The organism is Sporomusa sp. KB1 (assembly GCF_007830295.1).
Classification (GTDB): domain Bacteria; phylum Bacillota; class Negativicutes; order Sporomusales; family Sporomusaceae; genus Sporomusa.
Map to the genome: position 1 here is coordinate 2,428,508 of NZ_VLKC01000002.1, position 14,953 is coordinate 2,443,460.

General features: G+C 43.2%; 14 protein-coding genes. 12 read left to right on the plus strand and 2 right to left on the minus strand.

Features of this window, described 5'->3' with window-relative positions; genetic code table 11:
• Window positions 1-548: 548 nt before the first annotated feature.
• The 11 genes from SALPA_RS15010 (at window position 549) to SALPA_RS15060 (ending at window position 12,719) form a co-directional block, all read left to right on the plus strand.
• Window positions 549-1,976: a sigma-54-dependent Fis family transcriptional regulator gene (locus SALPA_RS15010; protein ID WP_186451079.1), complete on the plus strand. Its 1,428-nt coding sequence runs from the start codon at window positions 549-551 to the stop codon at window positions 1,974-1,976.
• 129 nt (window positions 1,977-2,105) lie between these two features.
• Window positions 2,106-2,873 (plus strand): nickel pincer cofactor biosynthesis protein LarC, encoded by a 768-nt coding sequence (gene larC, locus SALPA_RS15015; RefSeq protein ID WP_145095569.1) that lies wholly within the window; start codon window positions 2,106-2,108, stop codon window positions 2,871-2,873.
• 427 nt (window positions 2,874-3,300) lie between these two features.
• Window positions 3,301-6,822 carry a pyruvate:ferredoxin (flavodoxin) oxidoreductase gene (gene nifJ / locus SALPA_RS15020; RefSeq protein ID WP_145095572.1) on the plus strand — a complete coding sequence of 1,174 codons (3,522 nt, stop codon included), beginning with the start codon at window positions 3,301-3,303 and terminating at the stop codon, window positions 6,820-6,822.
• A 184-nt stretch (window positions 6,823-7,006) separates the two neighbouring features.
• Window positions 7,007-8,251, plus strand: coding sequence for a DUF2088 domain-containing protein (locus SALPA_RS15025; protein ID WP_145095575.1), 1,245 nt, complete (start codon window positions 7,007-7,009; stop codon window positions 8,249-8,251).
• Window positions 8,252-8,293: 42 nt separating this feature from the next.
• Complete coding sequence (locus tag SALPA_RS15030; protein WP_145095578.1) at window positions 8,294-8,674, plus strand: hypothetical protein; 381 nt, start codon at window positions 8,294-8,296, stop codon at window positions 8,672-8,674.
• A gap of 26 nt (window positions 8,675-8,700) precedes the next feature.
• A complete protein-coding gene (locus SALPA_RS15035) occupies window positions 8,701-9,723 on the plus strand; it encodes a hypothetical protein (RefSeq protein WP_145095581.1) in 1,023 nt (340 codons plus the stop codon).
• Between the two features lie 36 nt (window positions 9,724-9,759).
• Complete coding sequence (locus tag SALPA_RS15040) at window positions 9,760-10,128, plus strand: hypothetical protein (protein WP_145095584.1); 369 nt, start codon at window positions 9,760-9,762, stop codon at window positions 10,126-10,128.
• On the plus strand, window positions 10,128-10,655 hold the full coding sequence (locus SALPA_RS15045) for a molybdopterin-binding protein (protein ID WP_145095587.1): 528 nt from the start codon (window positions 10,128-10,130) through the stop codon (window positions 10,653-10,655). Before SALPA_RS15040 ends, SALPA_RS15045 begins: the two co-directional genes overlap by 1 nt.
• Entirely contained in the window at window positions 10,652-11,143 is a 492-nt protein-coding gene (locus SALPA_RS15050) for a molybdenum cofactor biosynthesis protein B (protein ID WP_145095590.1), read from the plus strand. Before SALPA_RS15045 ends, SALPA_RS15050 begins: the two co-directional genes overlap by 4 nt.
• A 27-nt stretch (window positions 11,144-11,170) precedes the next feature.
• Window positions 11,171-11,767, plus strand: a complete 597-nt coding sequence (locus SALPA_RS15055) for a hypothetical protein (protein ID WP_145095593.1) — start codon at window positions 11,171-11,173, stop codon at window positions 11,765-11,767.
• Between the two features lie 472 nt (window positions 11,768-12,239).
• Window positions 12,240-12,719, plus strand: coding sequence for a hypothetical protein (locus tag SALPA_RS15060; RefSeq protein WP_255451213.1), 480 nt, complete (start codon window positions 12,240-12,242; stop codon window positions 12,717-12,719).
• A 179-nt stretch (window positions 12,720-12,898) separates the two neighbouring features.
• Here the strand turns inward: SALPA_RS15060 and SALPA_RS15065 are convergent, their stop codons facing one another.
• Both SALPA_RS15065 and SALPA_RS29055 read right to left on the minus strand, forming a co-directional pair.
• On the minus strand, window positions 12,899-13,555 hold the full coding sequence (locus SALPA_RS15065; RefSeq protein ID WP_145095599.1) for a hypothetical protein: 657 nt from the start codon (window positions 13,553-13,555) through the stop codon (window positions 12,899-12,901).
• Between the two features lie 172 nt (window positions 13,556-13,727).
• Window positions 13,728-13,874, minus strand: coding sequence for a hypothetical protein (locus tag SALPA_RS29055; RefSeq protein ID WP_186451080.1), 147 nt, complete (start codon window positions 13,872-13,874; stop codon window positions 13,728-13,730).
• 404 nt (window positions 13,875-14,278) lie between these two features.
• Here SALPA_RS29055 and SALPA_RS15070 point away from each other — a divergent pair, with 404 nt between their 5' ends.
• Window positions 14,279-14,929, plus strand: coding sequence for a hypothetical protein (locus SALPA_RS15070; protein ID WP_145095601.1), 651 nt, complete (start codon window positions 14,279-14,281; stop codon window positions 14,927-14,929).
• Window positions 14,930-14,953 lie beyond the last annotated feature (24 nt).

Below are 14,953 nucleotides of genomic sequence, written 5' to 3' on the forward strand. Positions count from 1 at the left end.
GATAGTAGGACTTTTGTGTATTAGCTTATTGCTTAAATATCTCCAAACAAATAACTTTGCCATATTTGCTGCATATAGAATAATCTTGGCAGCACTCATCGTGTGTGATACTTTGTCAGGGGTGCATAAACGATTACTAAAGAAAAAATAGCTACTGTCGCATTGGTGCTGCAGTAGCTATTTTTTTTATTTTTTTCTGTTCTTCAAGGCGATTAATAATATGTTATTAATTTATGTGAAACAGCGTAATTGTAAGCCGCTATAATGATATTTCTATTGAAAACGGCCTCGGAAGTGTCTCCATAATAGGCTCCTCCCGGCATGTTACCATGTGATTCATATAAGATTTTTTCTGGGGAATCTCCCCAAAACTCATCGTTATTTATCCAAATTGATCCGTCTTGGTTCCATTGAGTTTATATGAAAAATCACACAAAAGATAATAATTGTCAAATAATGCTTAAAAGGAATGACTGCTATGGTTATTGAAATATATAGAAGGGTTAAATAAATTTAAACAAAAAATGCCGCTGCAAGGGAGGGTAGATATGGACATTAAGCAGGAATTAAATGGTGATTTTGAAAAACTTAAAATGGGATTAGATTGTTATCAGGGCAATATTGTAATCGCTGATAGCGATGGCAGAATCATATTTATGAATGAGTATGCCCGCAACCTTTATAACCTAACTAGTGAAGAAGCAAGAAATATGAAAATCCATGACCTTGTTGATCAAGGTATTATAAATAGGTCTGTTTGTGTCGAGGCTTTTGAGACAAAGGAAACTGCCATAGGATGTCTGAAAACTGCATCTGGAGTAGAGTTGGACAGTGTGGGTATGCCTGTTCTTACTGAAAATGGCGATCTTCTTGTAGCGGCTGCTTATAGTTATGATGGAAATTTCATGAAAGTTTTGATGAAGCAAATTGAAAATGAAAAGAAGAAAAATCGGAATATTAAGCAGAAGTTAACCTATTTACAAGAAGCTAATAATAAGCATAAATCAATTATACTAGCTGATGAAAAGATGAAGAATCTTTACAATGATGTGAAGAAAATTGCAAGAACGGAAAGTACGATATTAATTTATGGTGAAAGTGGAACTGGCAAGGATGTCATGGCTAATTTTATCCATCGGAATTGCAACAGACATAGTGAGGTTTTTATTCCTATCAATTGTGGAGCCATTCCCGGCGAACTGATGGAAGCCGAATTTTTTGGGTATGAAAAAGGAGCTTTTACAGGTGCCAATAAAGATGGTAAGGCTGGAATATTTGAAATGGCTGACAAAGGAACACTTTTTTTAGATGAAATCGGGGACTTGCCATTACATCTTCAAGCAAAGTTATTACGAGTGTTAGAATCGGGAGAAATAAAACGAGTTGGAAGTAGCCAACGTATTTTCGTTGATGTAAAAGTTATTGCGGCAACAAATAGGGATTTAAAAAACATGGTAGAGAAAAAGCTTTTTAGGGAGGATTTATATTACCGCTTAAACGTAATTCCAATAACAATACCTCCTCTTAGGCAAAGACCTAAAGATATAATTGAATTTGCAAGAAATTTCGTGGATGAATTTAACAAAAAATATGAATGTGAGTTAATGTTAGCCGATGAATTAATAAATAAACTTAAGTCATATAGCTGGCCTGGAAATATACGTGAATTAAGAAATGAAATTGAGAGAATGATCATTTTATCTAAGACAAATTTCAATTTCATGGGTGGATTAAATTGTATAAAAACTAAACAGGAAGACAATGCTCAAGAAATAACAACAGAAACATTCAACCATATTCCGGGTATTAACTATAAAGGCAAACTTAGGGATGCAATAAGAGTTTTTGAAAAAAGCTTTATAAAGGTTGCACTAGATGAATGTGCAGGTAAAGTTACTGCGGCTGCCCAAAGACTAGGAATACACCGTTCAGTTTTATATAAAAAAATAGGAGAAGATAGGTCTGAAGAGCAGTAGTTATAGCAGAAAATATTTGGTTAAATCATTATTTGGCATAAATATTGCAACTTATCATGCAATAGTAAATACACTCTCATTCAAATCTCCGCATTAAACTAACAATTATAGAAACTAACGAGGTGAATCATGCGAGCAATCTATCTAGACTGTTTTTCCGGCATTAGCGGCAACATGCTCTTAGGTGCGTTCCTGGATGCAGGAATGCCTTTAGAATACTTAAAACAAGAGCTCAGTAAACTGGCCGTTTCTGGGTATAAGCTGAAGGTAAGTAAGGTCAGCAAACAGGGGATTAGTGCCTATCATATCGATGTGGTCGTGACGAAATGGTTTCAGCCGTCCCGAAAACTCAAAGATATTACTAAAATTATTAATGAAAGCACTTTTTCGGAAAAGGTAAAACAAGGTGCCAAGGACATCTTTAATCGGCTGGCGGCAGCTGAGGCAAAAGTGCATGGTACTGATTTGGAAAAAATCCACTTTCATGAAGTCGGTGCAGTTGATGCCATTGTGGACATTGTCGGTGCAATGATCGGTATGGAATACTTTCAAATCGAAACGGTATATGTATCTTCACTGCATGTTGGCAGTGGCTTTGTGAAGTGCAGTCATGGCCGGATGCCTATACCTGCACCGGCTACAGCTGAGTTGCTAAAAGGAGTTCCTTTTTATGCTACTGCTGTTACAGGCGAGTTAGTTACACCTACCGGTGCAGCTATTACTACGACCTTAGGGGAAAACTTTGGTCCGATGCCGCCAAATTTCCGGGCTGAGCAGGTAGCCTACGGTGCCGGCACTATGAATCTTGATATTGCTAATGTTCTTCGGATCTATCTTGGGACAGTAGCCAAAGATTCAAACCAAAGTACGATGATGATACCCAACGAAGTAGTTTAGGAGGTAGGCTATGCATAGCGATAGCATTAAAAGTATGCTGCAGGATTTCCGTAAGACAAAGTGCCATAGCATAAAGTATGTCACCCACAACGATAGTTGTGGGATTGTCTTTTTATAGCGACAAGTAGTTTATGGGCGACAAAAAAATGTTGCATATAAAAGACAATTCAAAATTTTTAGCCGCTGAAACAAAGTTAGATGGCATTTGTTAAATGACTATTCTTGCAAATTCGGGCTTTTTAGGTTAGCAGCAACAACATAGTTTAAGTAAAGAGAGTTTGGCATAGATATTGCAATAAAGCATCAGTAGCAAGAATAATAAAAATAGCATGGAGGCGAATGTGATGTAGGCGCTATTCGACTGAACCATATTGAGTTATATAGAAAAGCGAAAATTGATTTCAATTAATAGGGGAGAAGAGGCATTATGAATAACACTACTAGAAAAATGAAAACAATGGACGGAAATACAGCCGCAGCATATATATCTTATGCATTTACCGATGTTGCAGCGATCTTTCCCATTACGCCGTCATCCAATATGGCAGAAAGTGTCGATGAATGGGCAGCCCAAGGTAAAAAGAACCTATTTGGGCAGACAGTTGAGGTTGTAGAAATGCAGTCAGAGGGCGGGGCGGCCGGCGCGGTTCACGGTTCGCTGCAAGCTGGAGCATTGACGACTACCTATACAGCTTCTCAGGGGCTGCTGCTGATGATCCCTAATATGTATAAAATAGCCGGTGAACTATTGCCTGGCGTATTCCATGTCAGCGCAAGAATCATTGGCGCCAATGCCATCAGTATTTTTGGCGATCATTCTGACGTTATGGCTACAAGACAAACCGGTTTTGCCTTGCTGGCCGAAAGCAGTGTCCAGCAAGTCATGGACTTGGCGGCTGTAGCGCATTTGTCGGCTATTAAAGGCCGGGTGCCTTTCCTTAATTTCTTTGATGGTTTTAGAACCTCACACGAAGTGCAAAAAATTGAAGTTCTGGAATACGACGAATTGGATAAACTCTTAGATCGGGATGCTATCGATGTCTTCAGAAAACGGGCGCTCAATCCCGATCATCCCCTGACCAAAGGCACAGTGCAAGGCATTGATGTCCATTTCCAGCAAAGAGAAGTAGCGAACTGCTTTCATCAAGACATCCCGGCCATTGTCGAAGGCTATATGGCTGAAATCAGCAAACTGACCGGCAGAGAATACCATTTGTTCAACTATCATGGTGCTCCTGATGCCGAACGCATGATTATTGCCATGGGCTCGATGTGTGAAGCCATTGAAGAAGTAGTGGATTATCTGAATGCTCAGGGTGAAAAAGTAGGCGTGCTGACAGTCCATCTCTATCGGCCGTTTTCGCTGGAACACTTCTTTAAATACATACCCACCACTGTGAAAAAAATTGCCGTACTTGACAGAACCAAAGAAATGGGTTCGCTGGCTGAACCGCTCTATCTGGATGTTAAAAACGCGTTTTACGGCAAAGAGTGGCAACCTGTCATCGTTGGCGGGCGCTGTGGTGTTGGCGGCAAAGATGTAATTCCCAGCCATATTCACGGTGTATTTGCAAATCTTAAAGCCGACACGCCTAAAGACAACTTTACTGTCGGCATAATTGATGATGTAAATCATACGTCCCTGCCGTTTGGTGATGATATTGACACCACCGCCGCCGGCACAAAAGCCTGTAAATTCTGGGGGATTGGTTCAGATGGAACAGTCGGAGCCAATAAGAATACCATTAAGATTATTGGTGATCATACCGACATGTATGCGCAGGCTTATTTTGCCTATGATGCCAAAAAATCCGGCGGTGTTACCATTTCCCATTTGCGGTTTGGTAAACAGCCGATAAAATCACCGTATCTTATTAATAAAGCTGATTTTATCGCCTGCCACAATCAGTCCTATGTATATAACTACAATGTTTTGGAAGGGTTGAAACAAGGCGGCAGCTTCCTCTTAAATTGCCGCTGGAGTGAAGCCGAACTGGAGCAAAATCTGCCGGCTGTAATGAAAAAGTATCTTGCTGCCAATAATATTCAAATGTACATTATTGATGCCGTGAAAATAGCCCAGGAAATTGGTCTCGGCGGCAGGATCAACATGATCATGCAAGCGGCCTTTTTCAAGATTGCCGACATTATTCCGGAAGCAGACGCCATAAAGTACTTAAAAGACGCCATTCAAAAATCCTATGGTAAAAAAGGCGAAAAAGTGGTTGCCATGAACAATGCGGCCGTGGATCAGGGGATCAACGCCACGGTTAAGGTCAATATTCCTGCCTCCTGGCAAGCGCCTGAAGAAGCTGCAACCAGCAACAAAGAAATCCCGGCATTTATTAAAAATGTCTTAATCCCGATGAACAGGCAGGAAGGCGATAAACTACCGGTCAGTGCCTTTATTGGTTTAGAAGACGGTTCATACCCCATGGGAACGGCTGCCTATGAAAAACGCGGTGTTGCTATCGATGTGCCCGAGTGGCAGGCCGAACAATGCATCCAATGTAACCAGTGTTCCTATGTCTGTCCGCATGCTGCGATCAGACCGGTACTCGTGACCGAGGCAGAAAAGCAACAGGCCCCCGCAGGATTTAGTGCAAAACCTTGCAATGGCCAGAAAGACCTGTATTTTACGATGGCTATTTCGCCTTATGATTGCACCGGCTGCGGCAACTGTGCCCAGGTTTGTCCGGCAAAAGAAAAGGCGCTGGCCATGAAACCGCTGGCAACACAGCTGGCACAAGCACCTGTTTGGGATTATGCTATGACCGTTCTGCCGAAAGCCAATCCGATGAACCCCTTCACTGTAAAAGGCAGCCAGTTCGAACAGCCGCTCTTAGAATTCTCCGGTGCCTGCGGCGGTTGCGGCGAAACACCGTATGCCAAGCTAGTAACCCAATTATTCGGTGACCGGATGATGGTAGCCAATGCCACCGGCTGTTCCTCCGTTTGGGCTGGCAGCGTTCCCTCCATGCCGTATACTACTAACCACCGCGGCCATGGCCCGGCCTGGGGAAATTCCTTATTTGAAGATAATGCCGAATTTGGCTTAGGGATGATGATGGCTGGCAAACAGCTCAGAAAACAAATAGCCCTGGCGATTGAAAAGGCGGCTAAATTGGATTTGGGAACCGAATTTAAAGCCGCGTGTGAACTGTGGCTCACCAATAAAGATAACGGTGAAGGCACAAGAGAACGGGCAGATAAATTGATTACGCTGTTAAAACAAGTTAAAGGCACAGATGCGCTGCTCAATGAAATCTATAACAACAAAGACTTCCTGGTTAAACGCTCCCAGTGGATTTTTGGCGGCGACGGCTGGGCCTATGATATTGGTTTTGGCGGTTTGGACCATGTGCTGGCATCAGGTGAAGATGTCAATGTGCTGGTATTTGATACCGAAGTCTACTCCAATACTGGCGGACAGTCTTCCAAAGCTACACCGGCAGCGGCTATTGCCAAATTCGCGGCTAGTGGCAAAAAGACCAAGAAAAAAGACCTTGGCATGATGGCCATGAGTTATGGTTATGTCTATGTGGCCCAAATTGCCATGGGGGCAGATAAGAATCAAACCCTCAAAGCCATTGCCGAGGCCGAGGCTTATCCAGGTCCATCCTTGATTATCGCCTATGCTCCGTGCATCAATCACGGAATGAAAGTAGGCATGGGCTGCAGCCAACTGGAGGCAAAACGCGCCGTCGACTGCGGTTATTGGTCTATGTATCGCTACAATCCTCAACTTAAAGAGGCTGGAAAAAATCCGTTAGCGATTGATTCTAAAGAGCCAACCATGAACTTTAAAGAGTTTTTGCTGGGCGAAGTGCGTTATTCAGCCTTGCAACAACAATTCCCGGATATGGCTGAGACTTTGTTTGAGAAAACCGAGCAAGATGCCAAAGAAAGGCGGGAAAACTATAAAAGATTGGCTGGCAGGCAAGACTAATCTTGACTGACTGTATGTAGGGTATAGTTACAGATAGCCGAGGCAGAGAGCATGGTCTTGGCTTCTGTTAACTATGGTAGTTATGGTGAGGTCACAACATGAGGACAAAAGGGTGTGTTTTGACAGAGTACCCGGTACGCAAGCCAAGGTCATAAAAGATAATATGTTTGGAGGCGGTCTATAAATGAAACAACAACTGTACTTTATCAAAGACATGGAACAACCGAAAAAATTAGGATTTGTTGACATATTCCGCCTTATTGACGATGGATTTAAACAGCAAACGGCGGGAAAATCACTGGTTGGCAAGAAAATTGGTGTTTTGGCAGGCAGCCGGGGGATTGCCAATTATAAGGAGATAATTAAACGTGTTGTCGGTTTGCTGCAGGCCGCCGGGGCAGAGGTAGTTGTATTGCCGGCCATGGGTAGCCATGGTGGGGCTACCGCCGAAGGTCAGAAGGCTGTTTTGGCTGAATATGGAGTTACAGAAGAGTATCTTGGGGTACCCATTGTTTCCGGCATGGAAGTGGAACAGGTGGGCGATGTTAACGGACAGCCGGTGTATGCTGACAGAAACGCTGTGGCCTTAGACGGTGTTGTGCCTGTCAATAGAATAAAAGCGCATACTGACTTTCATGGTACGCATGAGAGCGGTGTAGTTAAAATGTTAACGATTGGGATTGGCAAACAGGTACAAGCCGAGGCTGTCCACCGCCATGGCAGCAAAGGGCTCAAAGACCTCATTCCGCAAGTGACAGCTGCTGTACTGAAAAGAGTACCGCTTATAGCAGCAGTTGCTATTCTTGAGAATAAATTTGATGAAACAGCACATGTTGAAGTGTTAGGGGCCGATAATCTTTTTTCCCGGGATGCGGAACTACTGGTAGAATCGAAGAATTTGCTGCCGAGAATTCCTTTTGAACATTTGGATGTACTTGTTATTCAAGAAATAGGGAAAAATATTTCCGGTGTTGGCATCGACCCTAATGTTAGTAAACGGATGCGCATTGAGGACGTAGCTGCTGAATCAGGGGCACCAAAACGGATCGTGGCTTTGGATTTAACCGAGGGCTCAGGTGGTAACGGAATCGGCATGGGAATTGCAGACGTTATTACTGAACGTCTGTATAATAAAGTGGATTTCAATATAACGTATATCAATACCATTACTTCAGGCTTTTTAGAGCGGGGGTTTGTACCGGTAAAAATGCCTGACGATCAGCGAGCTATTAGTGTCGCACTCAGAACGTGCGGTCGTCCGGTCGATTGGGAAAGTGCGCGGATTGTGGTTATCAAAAACACGATATCCCTCAGCAAAATGTATATTTCACCGGCTTTAATCAAGGAAGTACCGCCAGAATACGTTGTTGAAGAAATGGCTGTAACGCAAGTGTTTACTAGTAATGGAGAATTAACATTGCCCTGGTAAGCCATAAAATGATAAGTTTTATAATAACAAGGAGTGAAGACGATGAGACTCATGCATACAAGTCTGCCGGAGTTCAAGCTGAAAATGCAGGCGGCGGCCATTGAACAATCGCCCAATAAAGAGGTTGAATTACGGGGCGTAGAAAACCTTAAGTCTGCAAAAATGCAGTCCCTGCGTACCGGCCGGATTGAAGATGCTATATCAGAAGTTACCGCCCAGAAAGACACACAGCGAGTGGAAGTTGTTGTCTTGCCGCGTGTTCCGGAAACTATGCATACGGTGGTGATTAAGGGCTTTGACGCCGAGGGTAAACCCACCAAAGCAATCATGGAAGTCATTAATATCATCCATCCGACTGAAGAAGTGGAATTAGAGGGATTTACGGAAATTGATGATCGGCGTCCATTACTTGGCTGCCATTAAGCTAAATTTGTAAATAGAGGTGCGAAATGGGTAAATTAATGTTCCGTTATTTAGATAAAGGTGTGGGTGCCAAATTCGGTGCGCCAATTGGTATGGCACTTGTTGACAAAAAAGCGATAGCGGCGGCTGAGGTTTCCGAAGAAGCAGCACTGGATAGGATTGCTGCTGCCATTGGCGGGCCGGTAGCCATCAATGTCTTTGATCTTGACGCTGTTACTACGACCAGCGATGGCGTAATTGTTGAAGGGGCCATTGTTACCATGTCGGCGGCAGATGGCGGCAAGATTCACAAGGAATTCGGCATACTGCACATGGAAGAAATTGAGGTAGATGAAGCCCTCTTGGCAGAAGAACCCCATCTTAAACCATTAGCCCGCATGTACCCGGGGCGCAAGTTATTCCGCGGTCCTGACCCGGCTAAAAAATTGATTCCTGTCCACAATGTCTGCATGACAGGGAAAGCAATTAATAATAATTCGGCAACAGAGGTAATGAATGCGGTTACCATGGAAGAAATGCTGTTTCCCATCTTAGGACAAGTACAGGTAATGAATGAAGGGGATGTGGTCTTTGCCATTACTGGCGGGGTTATGTCTGTAGGCATTGGTATGACTGTAGCCGAAAAGTTTGGCCGGGTTTTCCCGACGCGTCAGTTTGCCGCCGGTGAGACGGCTCATGACTGCGGTGACTATGCCCAAACCCTTAAGGCCAACATCCCTTGTGTTGTTGCGCCTAAGGATGTTCTGGCCAAGCATATTCTTGATGTATTGGAAGAAGGATTGATTCCTGGAAAACATCTTGGCTGTGCACCGGCTGTGCTCTGTGTGGCGCACGCCTTTGGCAGTGAAATAGCTATAGAAAATATTAGTGACCGTGCTTGGCTGGAACTTGAAAGTGTTGGATTATCCAAGCAACACTTTCTTAAGGCATCGCTACGGCTGAACCGGGAAGAAATTTTAGCCCGCGCCGATGAAATAATTCCGGGGTTAATAAAACCCCAGCGGGTTAAGTCAACAGAATATTTCAGAAAAATAGAGATTGAGGCTTAGGCTGACGCGAAAATCAGAAAAAAGGGGGGGGAGCTGTTGACAGACAATGCAGAAGATAAAATTGTGGCCTATGTTGATAAAACCATTGTAAAAATTACTGGGATCAGTGTCCGGGGGATCAAGCCGGTGGATTTGGAGCAAGTTGTTTCTAAGGAGATTGGCTGTCCTGTCCGCGTAATTGGTGTTAGCAGCCAATCCATTAAAATGGATGTGTATGGGATGGAGCCGGAAGCTATTCTGCGCAATGAACAAGGGTTAATTACAGCTATTTCCCTGATACCAGGCCTGACGGCATCTGATGTGGCCTGTATTGCGGCTGCTGAAAAGGCCCGGGAGATCTCGACGACCGAATTGGCAAACAGACCGCAGGCTGTTTGTCCAAAAGAGAAATGGGTGGGATTGTAATGGCTGTAGATCAAATAGTGATTGTTCCAACCGGGGATGAGGTATATGCCGGGTTGGTGCTTGATACCAACAGCCCGGCCTTAATGGAGATTATTTTGGAAAAATTCCCACAGGCCTGTATTAAGCGAATTACCCCCGTTGTTGATAATAGTGACGCTATTTGTCAAACAATAAAACAGCATGAGAATTGTGACCTAATCATTGTCATTGGTGGGTCAGGCGGCGGCAAGAAATATGATTCCGATTTGGCCGTTGATGAGACGCATCTAGCACTTGATGCTATGCTTACTGCGAAAGTGGTTAAAGAGATTTACGGCTTTAACGGACATTTGTGGTCGCGCCTGGTTGTTGGCCGTATGGGAAAAAATTGTCTGGTAGCCAACGTTCCCGGTCCTTATACTGAGGCGGTTGCGGCCGGAAGAGCCTTGCTTACCGCAATGGTTGCAGGACAGGACTTGCCAGTAATCGCTGAGACAGTATCTAATGCAGTATTGGCCCAATATCCCAGTGGAGGTAATATTCGATGAAACTGGCAATTTTGACAATATCAGACTCGGTGCCTGTGGGAAAACGCGAAGACTTGAGCGGACCTAAGATTAAGGAAATTCTCGGGCCTTTTTTTGGAAATGTGGAGTATCGGGTATGTACCGATGATGTGGATGCTATCGCGGACAATGTCTCACAAATGCTAGCGACCGCTGATTTGGTGGTAACCAACGGCGGCACGGGCCTGATGGAACGAGATAACACGGGGGAAGCCTTAAAAACAATTGCGGGCAATCGGTTGCTTCCTCTGGAACGGGCTATATCTGCTGCCATGATCTTGGCCTGTGGGCCGATGTCGGCTATTGCCACGCCTGTTGTTATAAAAAAAGGAGCTGTATATATTATTGCCCTACCCGGCCGTACAGATGAGGTAGCGGCTGCTTTGGAGGGTGTAATCAAGCCCTTTGTGCTTAATCATGTACTCTTTGGAGCAGACGGTCATTTTAGCTGTCATAGGGCTAAAATTTAGCAGTTAGAAAGTGGTAGTTGTTTTATTATGCGTATATACCGAATAGCCGATTTGTTGATGCTTGGCGGACGTACCAGTCAGGATTACCCGTATATACTGGTAGGCTGGATTCCTGATGAACAGGCCTATAGGTTATTTTTGTCGCTGGGTTTTCAACTACAGTCGTTGATTATTCCTTCGGCTTGCGATCCTATAACGCTGGACTGTCTGTTGGCTAACCGCCTGCAACCGCTAGCGGGTGCGACCTTTTTGGCCGGATGTACATTACATGTGCCCGGCATTGCCGGCTTTTCCGGCGGGGTTCTGGGTGATCCGGGCCAAGAAGCCTGTTCGGCGGAAGGTTGCAACGAACCCCTAACTAAGGGGTGGAGTCTGCTGACTTTTCCCGGTGGGCCAGGTATGGCCGTCGACAGGGAAGTAACTGATTTGTCTGCTAGGTTACAGACTGTTTGTACCGAAAGTGTGCCTGATCACAATACTCTTATCAGCCTATCAGAGTATTTGGCACAAAGGGGTGTCGGAAAAGTTGTAGGGCTTACTGATGGTAGTGGGCCGGCAGCCTGTGGCGCAGCCCTTATCCGCCAAGGGGAAAAGACTGAGCTGTGGCGCTTAGCTGATTTGTAGAGACATTGATTGTTAACTGACTAAAGTGTGCCCTATAGAGTAGACAATGAAAAAAGTCTGCTTTATAGGGGATTCTTCAATGGAAGCTTAGGGACGGTTCTATTGCTTCCCTTCTTCTTTTATGCTAAACTGAAGGAAAAAGAAAAACGAGAACATCCCCTAGTGTCAATAACTGTGTTTTTACAATAACCGTCTCTTGCAAGATGAAGTACGTAAAGTTAATACTCTGGATTTGGATGCCAGCTTTCGCCCTTACCATTCCAATTGTGTTGGTGAGGGCGAAAGTTATTTCATTTTAGGTAACCTCTTCTAAAATTATTCTAAAATTAGGCAGATATAATTCTAAAAGGTACTAAAATTTATATTCTAGGAAAAGCGAGGGGGTATAAATAAGAAAAATGGAGTGAAGCCGTAAAACCATCGCCTATTAATTAATTATTGTACATAGTGGAATGAAATTCAGCTAACGGAGATGATTTTCTTGAAAAGGCTATCTATTTTGGTTTTGGTTACTTGCTTCTTTGTTACCGTCTCAGGAACTGCTTTTGCCTGGAGTGACCGCTCGGAAGGCCGTCCTGAGCAAACTCTAAGACAAATGATGCATATCCCTAGTTTATCTGTTTGGCATAATGATAAAAACGAATTTCATCTGAAGTCCACCAACTTGCGCGGTCAGCATGTATTCACAGGTGTTATTCGCACTGACGGACGTTTTCATGATATCGAGCAGAGAGACCTGGAAAACGGCGATTTCGTTAGAGTTGACCGGCAACGTGATACCATCCGCTTTCGCTTAACCGGCCGCGGTATTGACGAAATTAGCTTTATAGTCAGAGGCGGCGATGTTGTTAAATTTGATCTGTATAAAGACGGCGAGGAGATGCCCCGCGAAAAAATATTTATCGGCAAAGAGGGCTGGCATCCTCGAGACAATCGGTTTACATTAAGATAAATTATAGCAATATCCGGCCTTTTAGGGAGGCCACTGAAGAATTTGTGGTTTTGACGGAGAAAAGCTCAAAGAGTACGAAACAAAAGACGACCCTTGCCCCAAATTTCGGGATAAGGGGGGAGTGTAAAATTAAGTGTGTAAGTTCTTTCGAACTTACACACTTAATTTTACACTCCCCTTCATATAGTTATATTCACGGTTTTTTTCTTTGCTTTTTTAGCATTTTTACAGGCGGCTTCTTCGATGTCAGCTTTTAACTGGTTATTTTTCCGGCGGCAGGCGACTTCAGCTGCTGCTATACCATATTCAGTAGATTCTTTAAGGTCTCGTTCTGTTTCTTCGACTTTTCCTGCCAGGCTATATTGCGGGTGGGTGCTGTTGTTTGATTCCGAAGATGGCAGACAAAAGGGAAAAGACATTCCTAACCCGGCCATAGTCTGGACCTGCGAGTTGTTAGAAATAGCAGAATATAGTTTATTCATGCTGGCATTATCAAGAGCACGTTCATGCCTAGCCAGCGCTTTTCCTCGTTCACGTGCATTTTTTGCCGTGCTCTCTTCTCTTTTCAATCTTTCCAACTCAAGTTTCCGGGTTTCTTCTTCATATATGGTTTGTTGTATCTGCTTATCGACTGTTTGAAGTTCGACGATAACTTGCTTATCATCAGTATTCGTATTACTACTGTCATGGTTTACTATCGTATCTGTAGTATTGTTATGTAGTTTTTGCTCAAGTTTCTGTTGTAACCCTTCTCGATAGTTTTTTAACGCTGTTAAATTACTTTGGGGATTGACAATAGCTAGTAAGTTATTTAAGCCCATTTGATCTATAGGCATACCATTCACTCTCCCGTAACCGTATTCACCATAGTTTGTATATTTAGAATATCGAACAGAATATGGAAAAAGTTAATATATGTATTATCTTTGATCACAGGCGACGAAGAAGGACTGGGGACGGTGGCTTAGATTGAGGTCTTACGTAAAATAAAAATCCCGCAAGGCGGGATTAGGAAGGGAAACCGAGGTTAAGCATCTCATCCGGTAAACTATTTTTTAGGTTTCCTGCAACATTTTCGGCTATATTCTTGTCTTTTTCGTGCGTAGGTATAGAATCATTGTCAGATTCATTTAAAACTGTCTCTTTGTCAGTCAAAGGAATCACCTCGAATCTTTTAGCTTTGAGATTGGTTTGAGTCCGCAGTAGTCTCCAAGTTTCTATCATAGTTTAAACCATTTAATGGGGTATTATGTTGTTATTTATAGAAAAAAATTTGCTGTTCCGGCAGAAGAAATGAAAGATGTCATGGGGATGTCAGCACCCTGTCCCCGTGACACCTAAGCGATAGAATTAAAAAACATTCTCTCTGTCCCCCGTTTTCACGGATTGCCTCCACCATAAAAACGCCTAAAGTAGCCGGAACTTTGCCGGTTTAAGTGCTTTAGACGTTTTTATAAAATGTTATATGCATTTTTATAAAAATTTTATAAATCTTTTAAAGCCGCTTTATATTGTTTCCTTATAATAAGCTCATAACAATTCAAGGAGGTTATTATAAGATGAATAAAATCAAATTATTGTATGATGTAGTCAATACACTGCGAGAAAAGGATGTTTTGCGGGGGGTAGCAACAGGCCAAGTACAAAAAGACCAAGCGAAAATTTTTTATGTAAAAAACGAATTTGAAAAAAATCTGCTGACTAAGCAGACTAAGGCCAATATCGCTACTGAAGTAGATTATGAGGGCAAGCAAGTAAAACATCAAAGCATTACCGAATTTACCAACCATTGTCACGGTGGCCAGCGCCATAAACTATTTAAGCATATGCATCCTGGCAGTTGCGGAGGCCTAAAGCAAAAGCTTACCAAACTCACTTTTATATTGCATCTCTTAAACAGCCTTAAAGCGGAAGAACAAAGCGATAAGACTACTCTTGTTACCTTGGAGATAACCGAGCTGCCCGAAGATATTAAAGCTTTACTCCAGGAAAAAATGAGTTCCACCGATTCCTGCCATAACCACGGCCCCCATTGCTTTGTGAAAGAACTTTGCGCTATAGAAAAAGGCAATTTCTCCTTGGCAATGTCCGTCAATAAAGACAATGAAATTGAGAAAATTGTGATTATCTTTGAAGGCACCCAGCATAATGAGCAAGACGAACAGCATATTCTAAGCATCAACGCTGAATTACAGCTTAACGAGCAATAAAGATTATTGTAGTGTTCAGGCGCA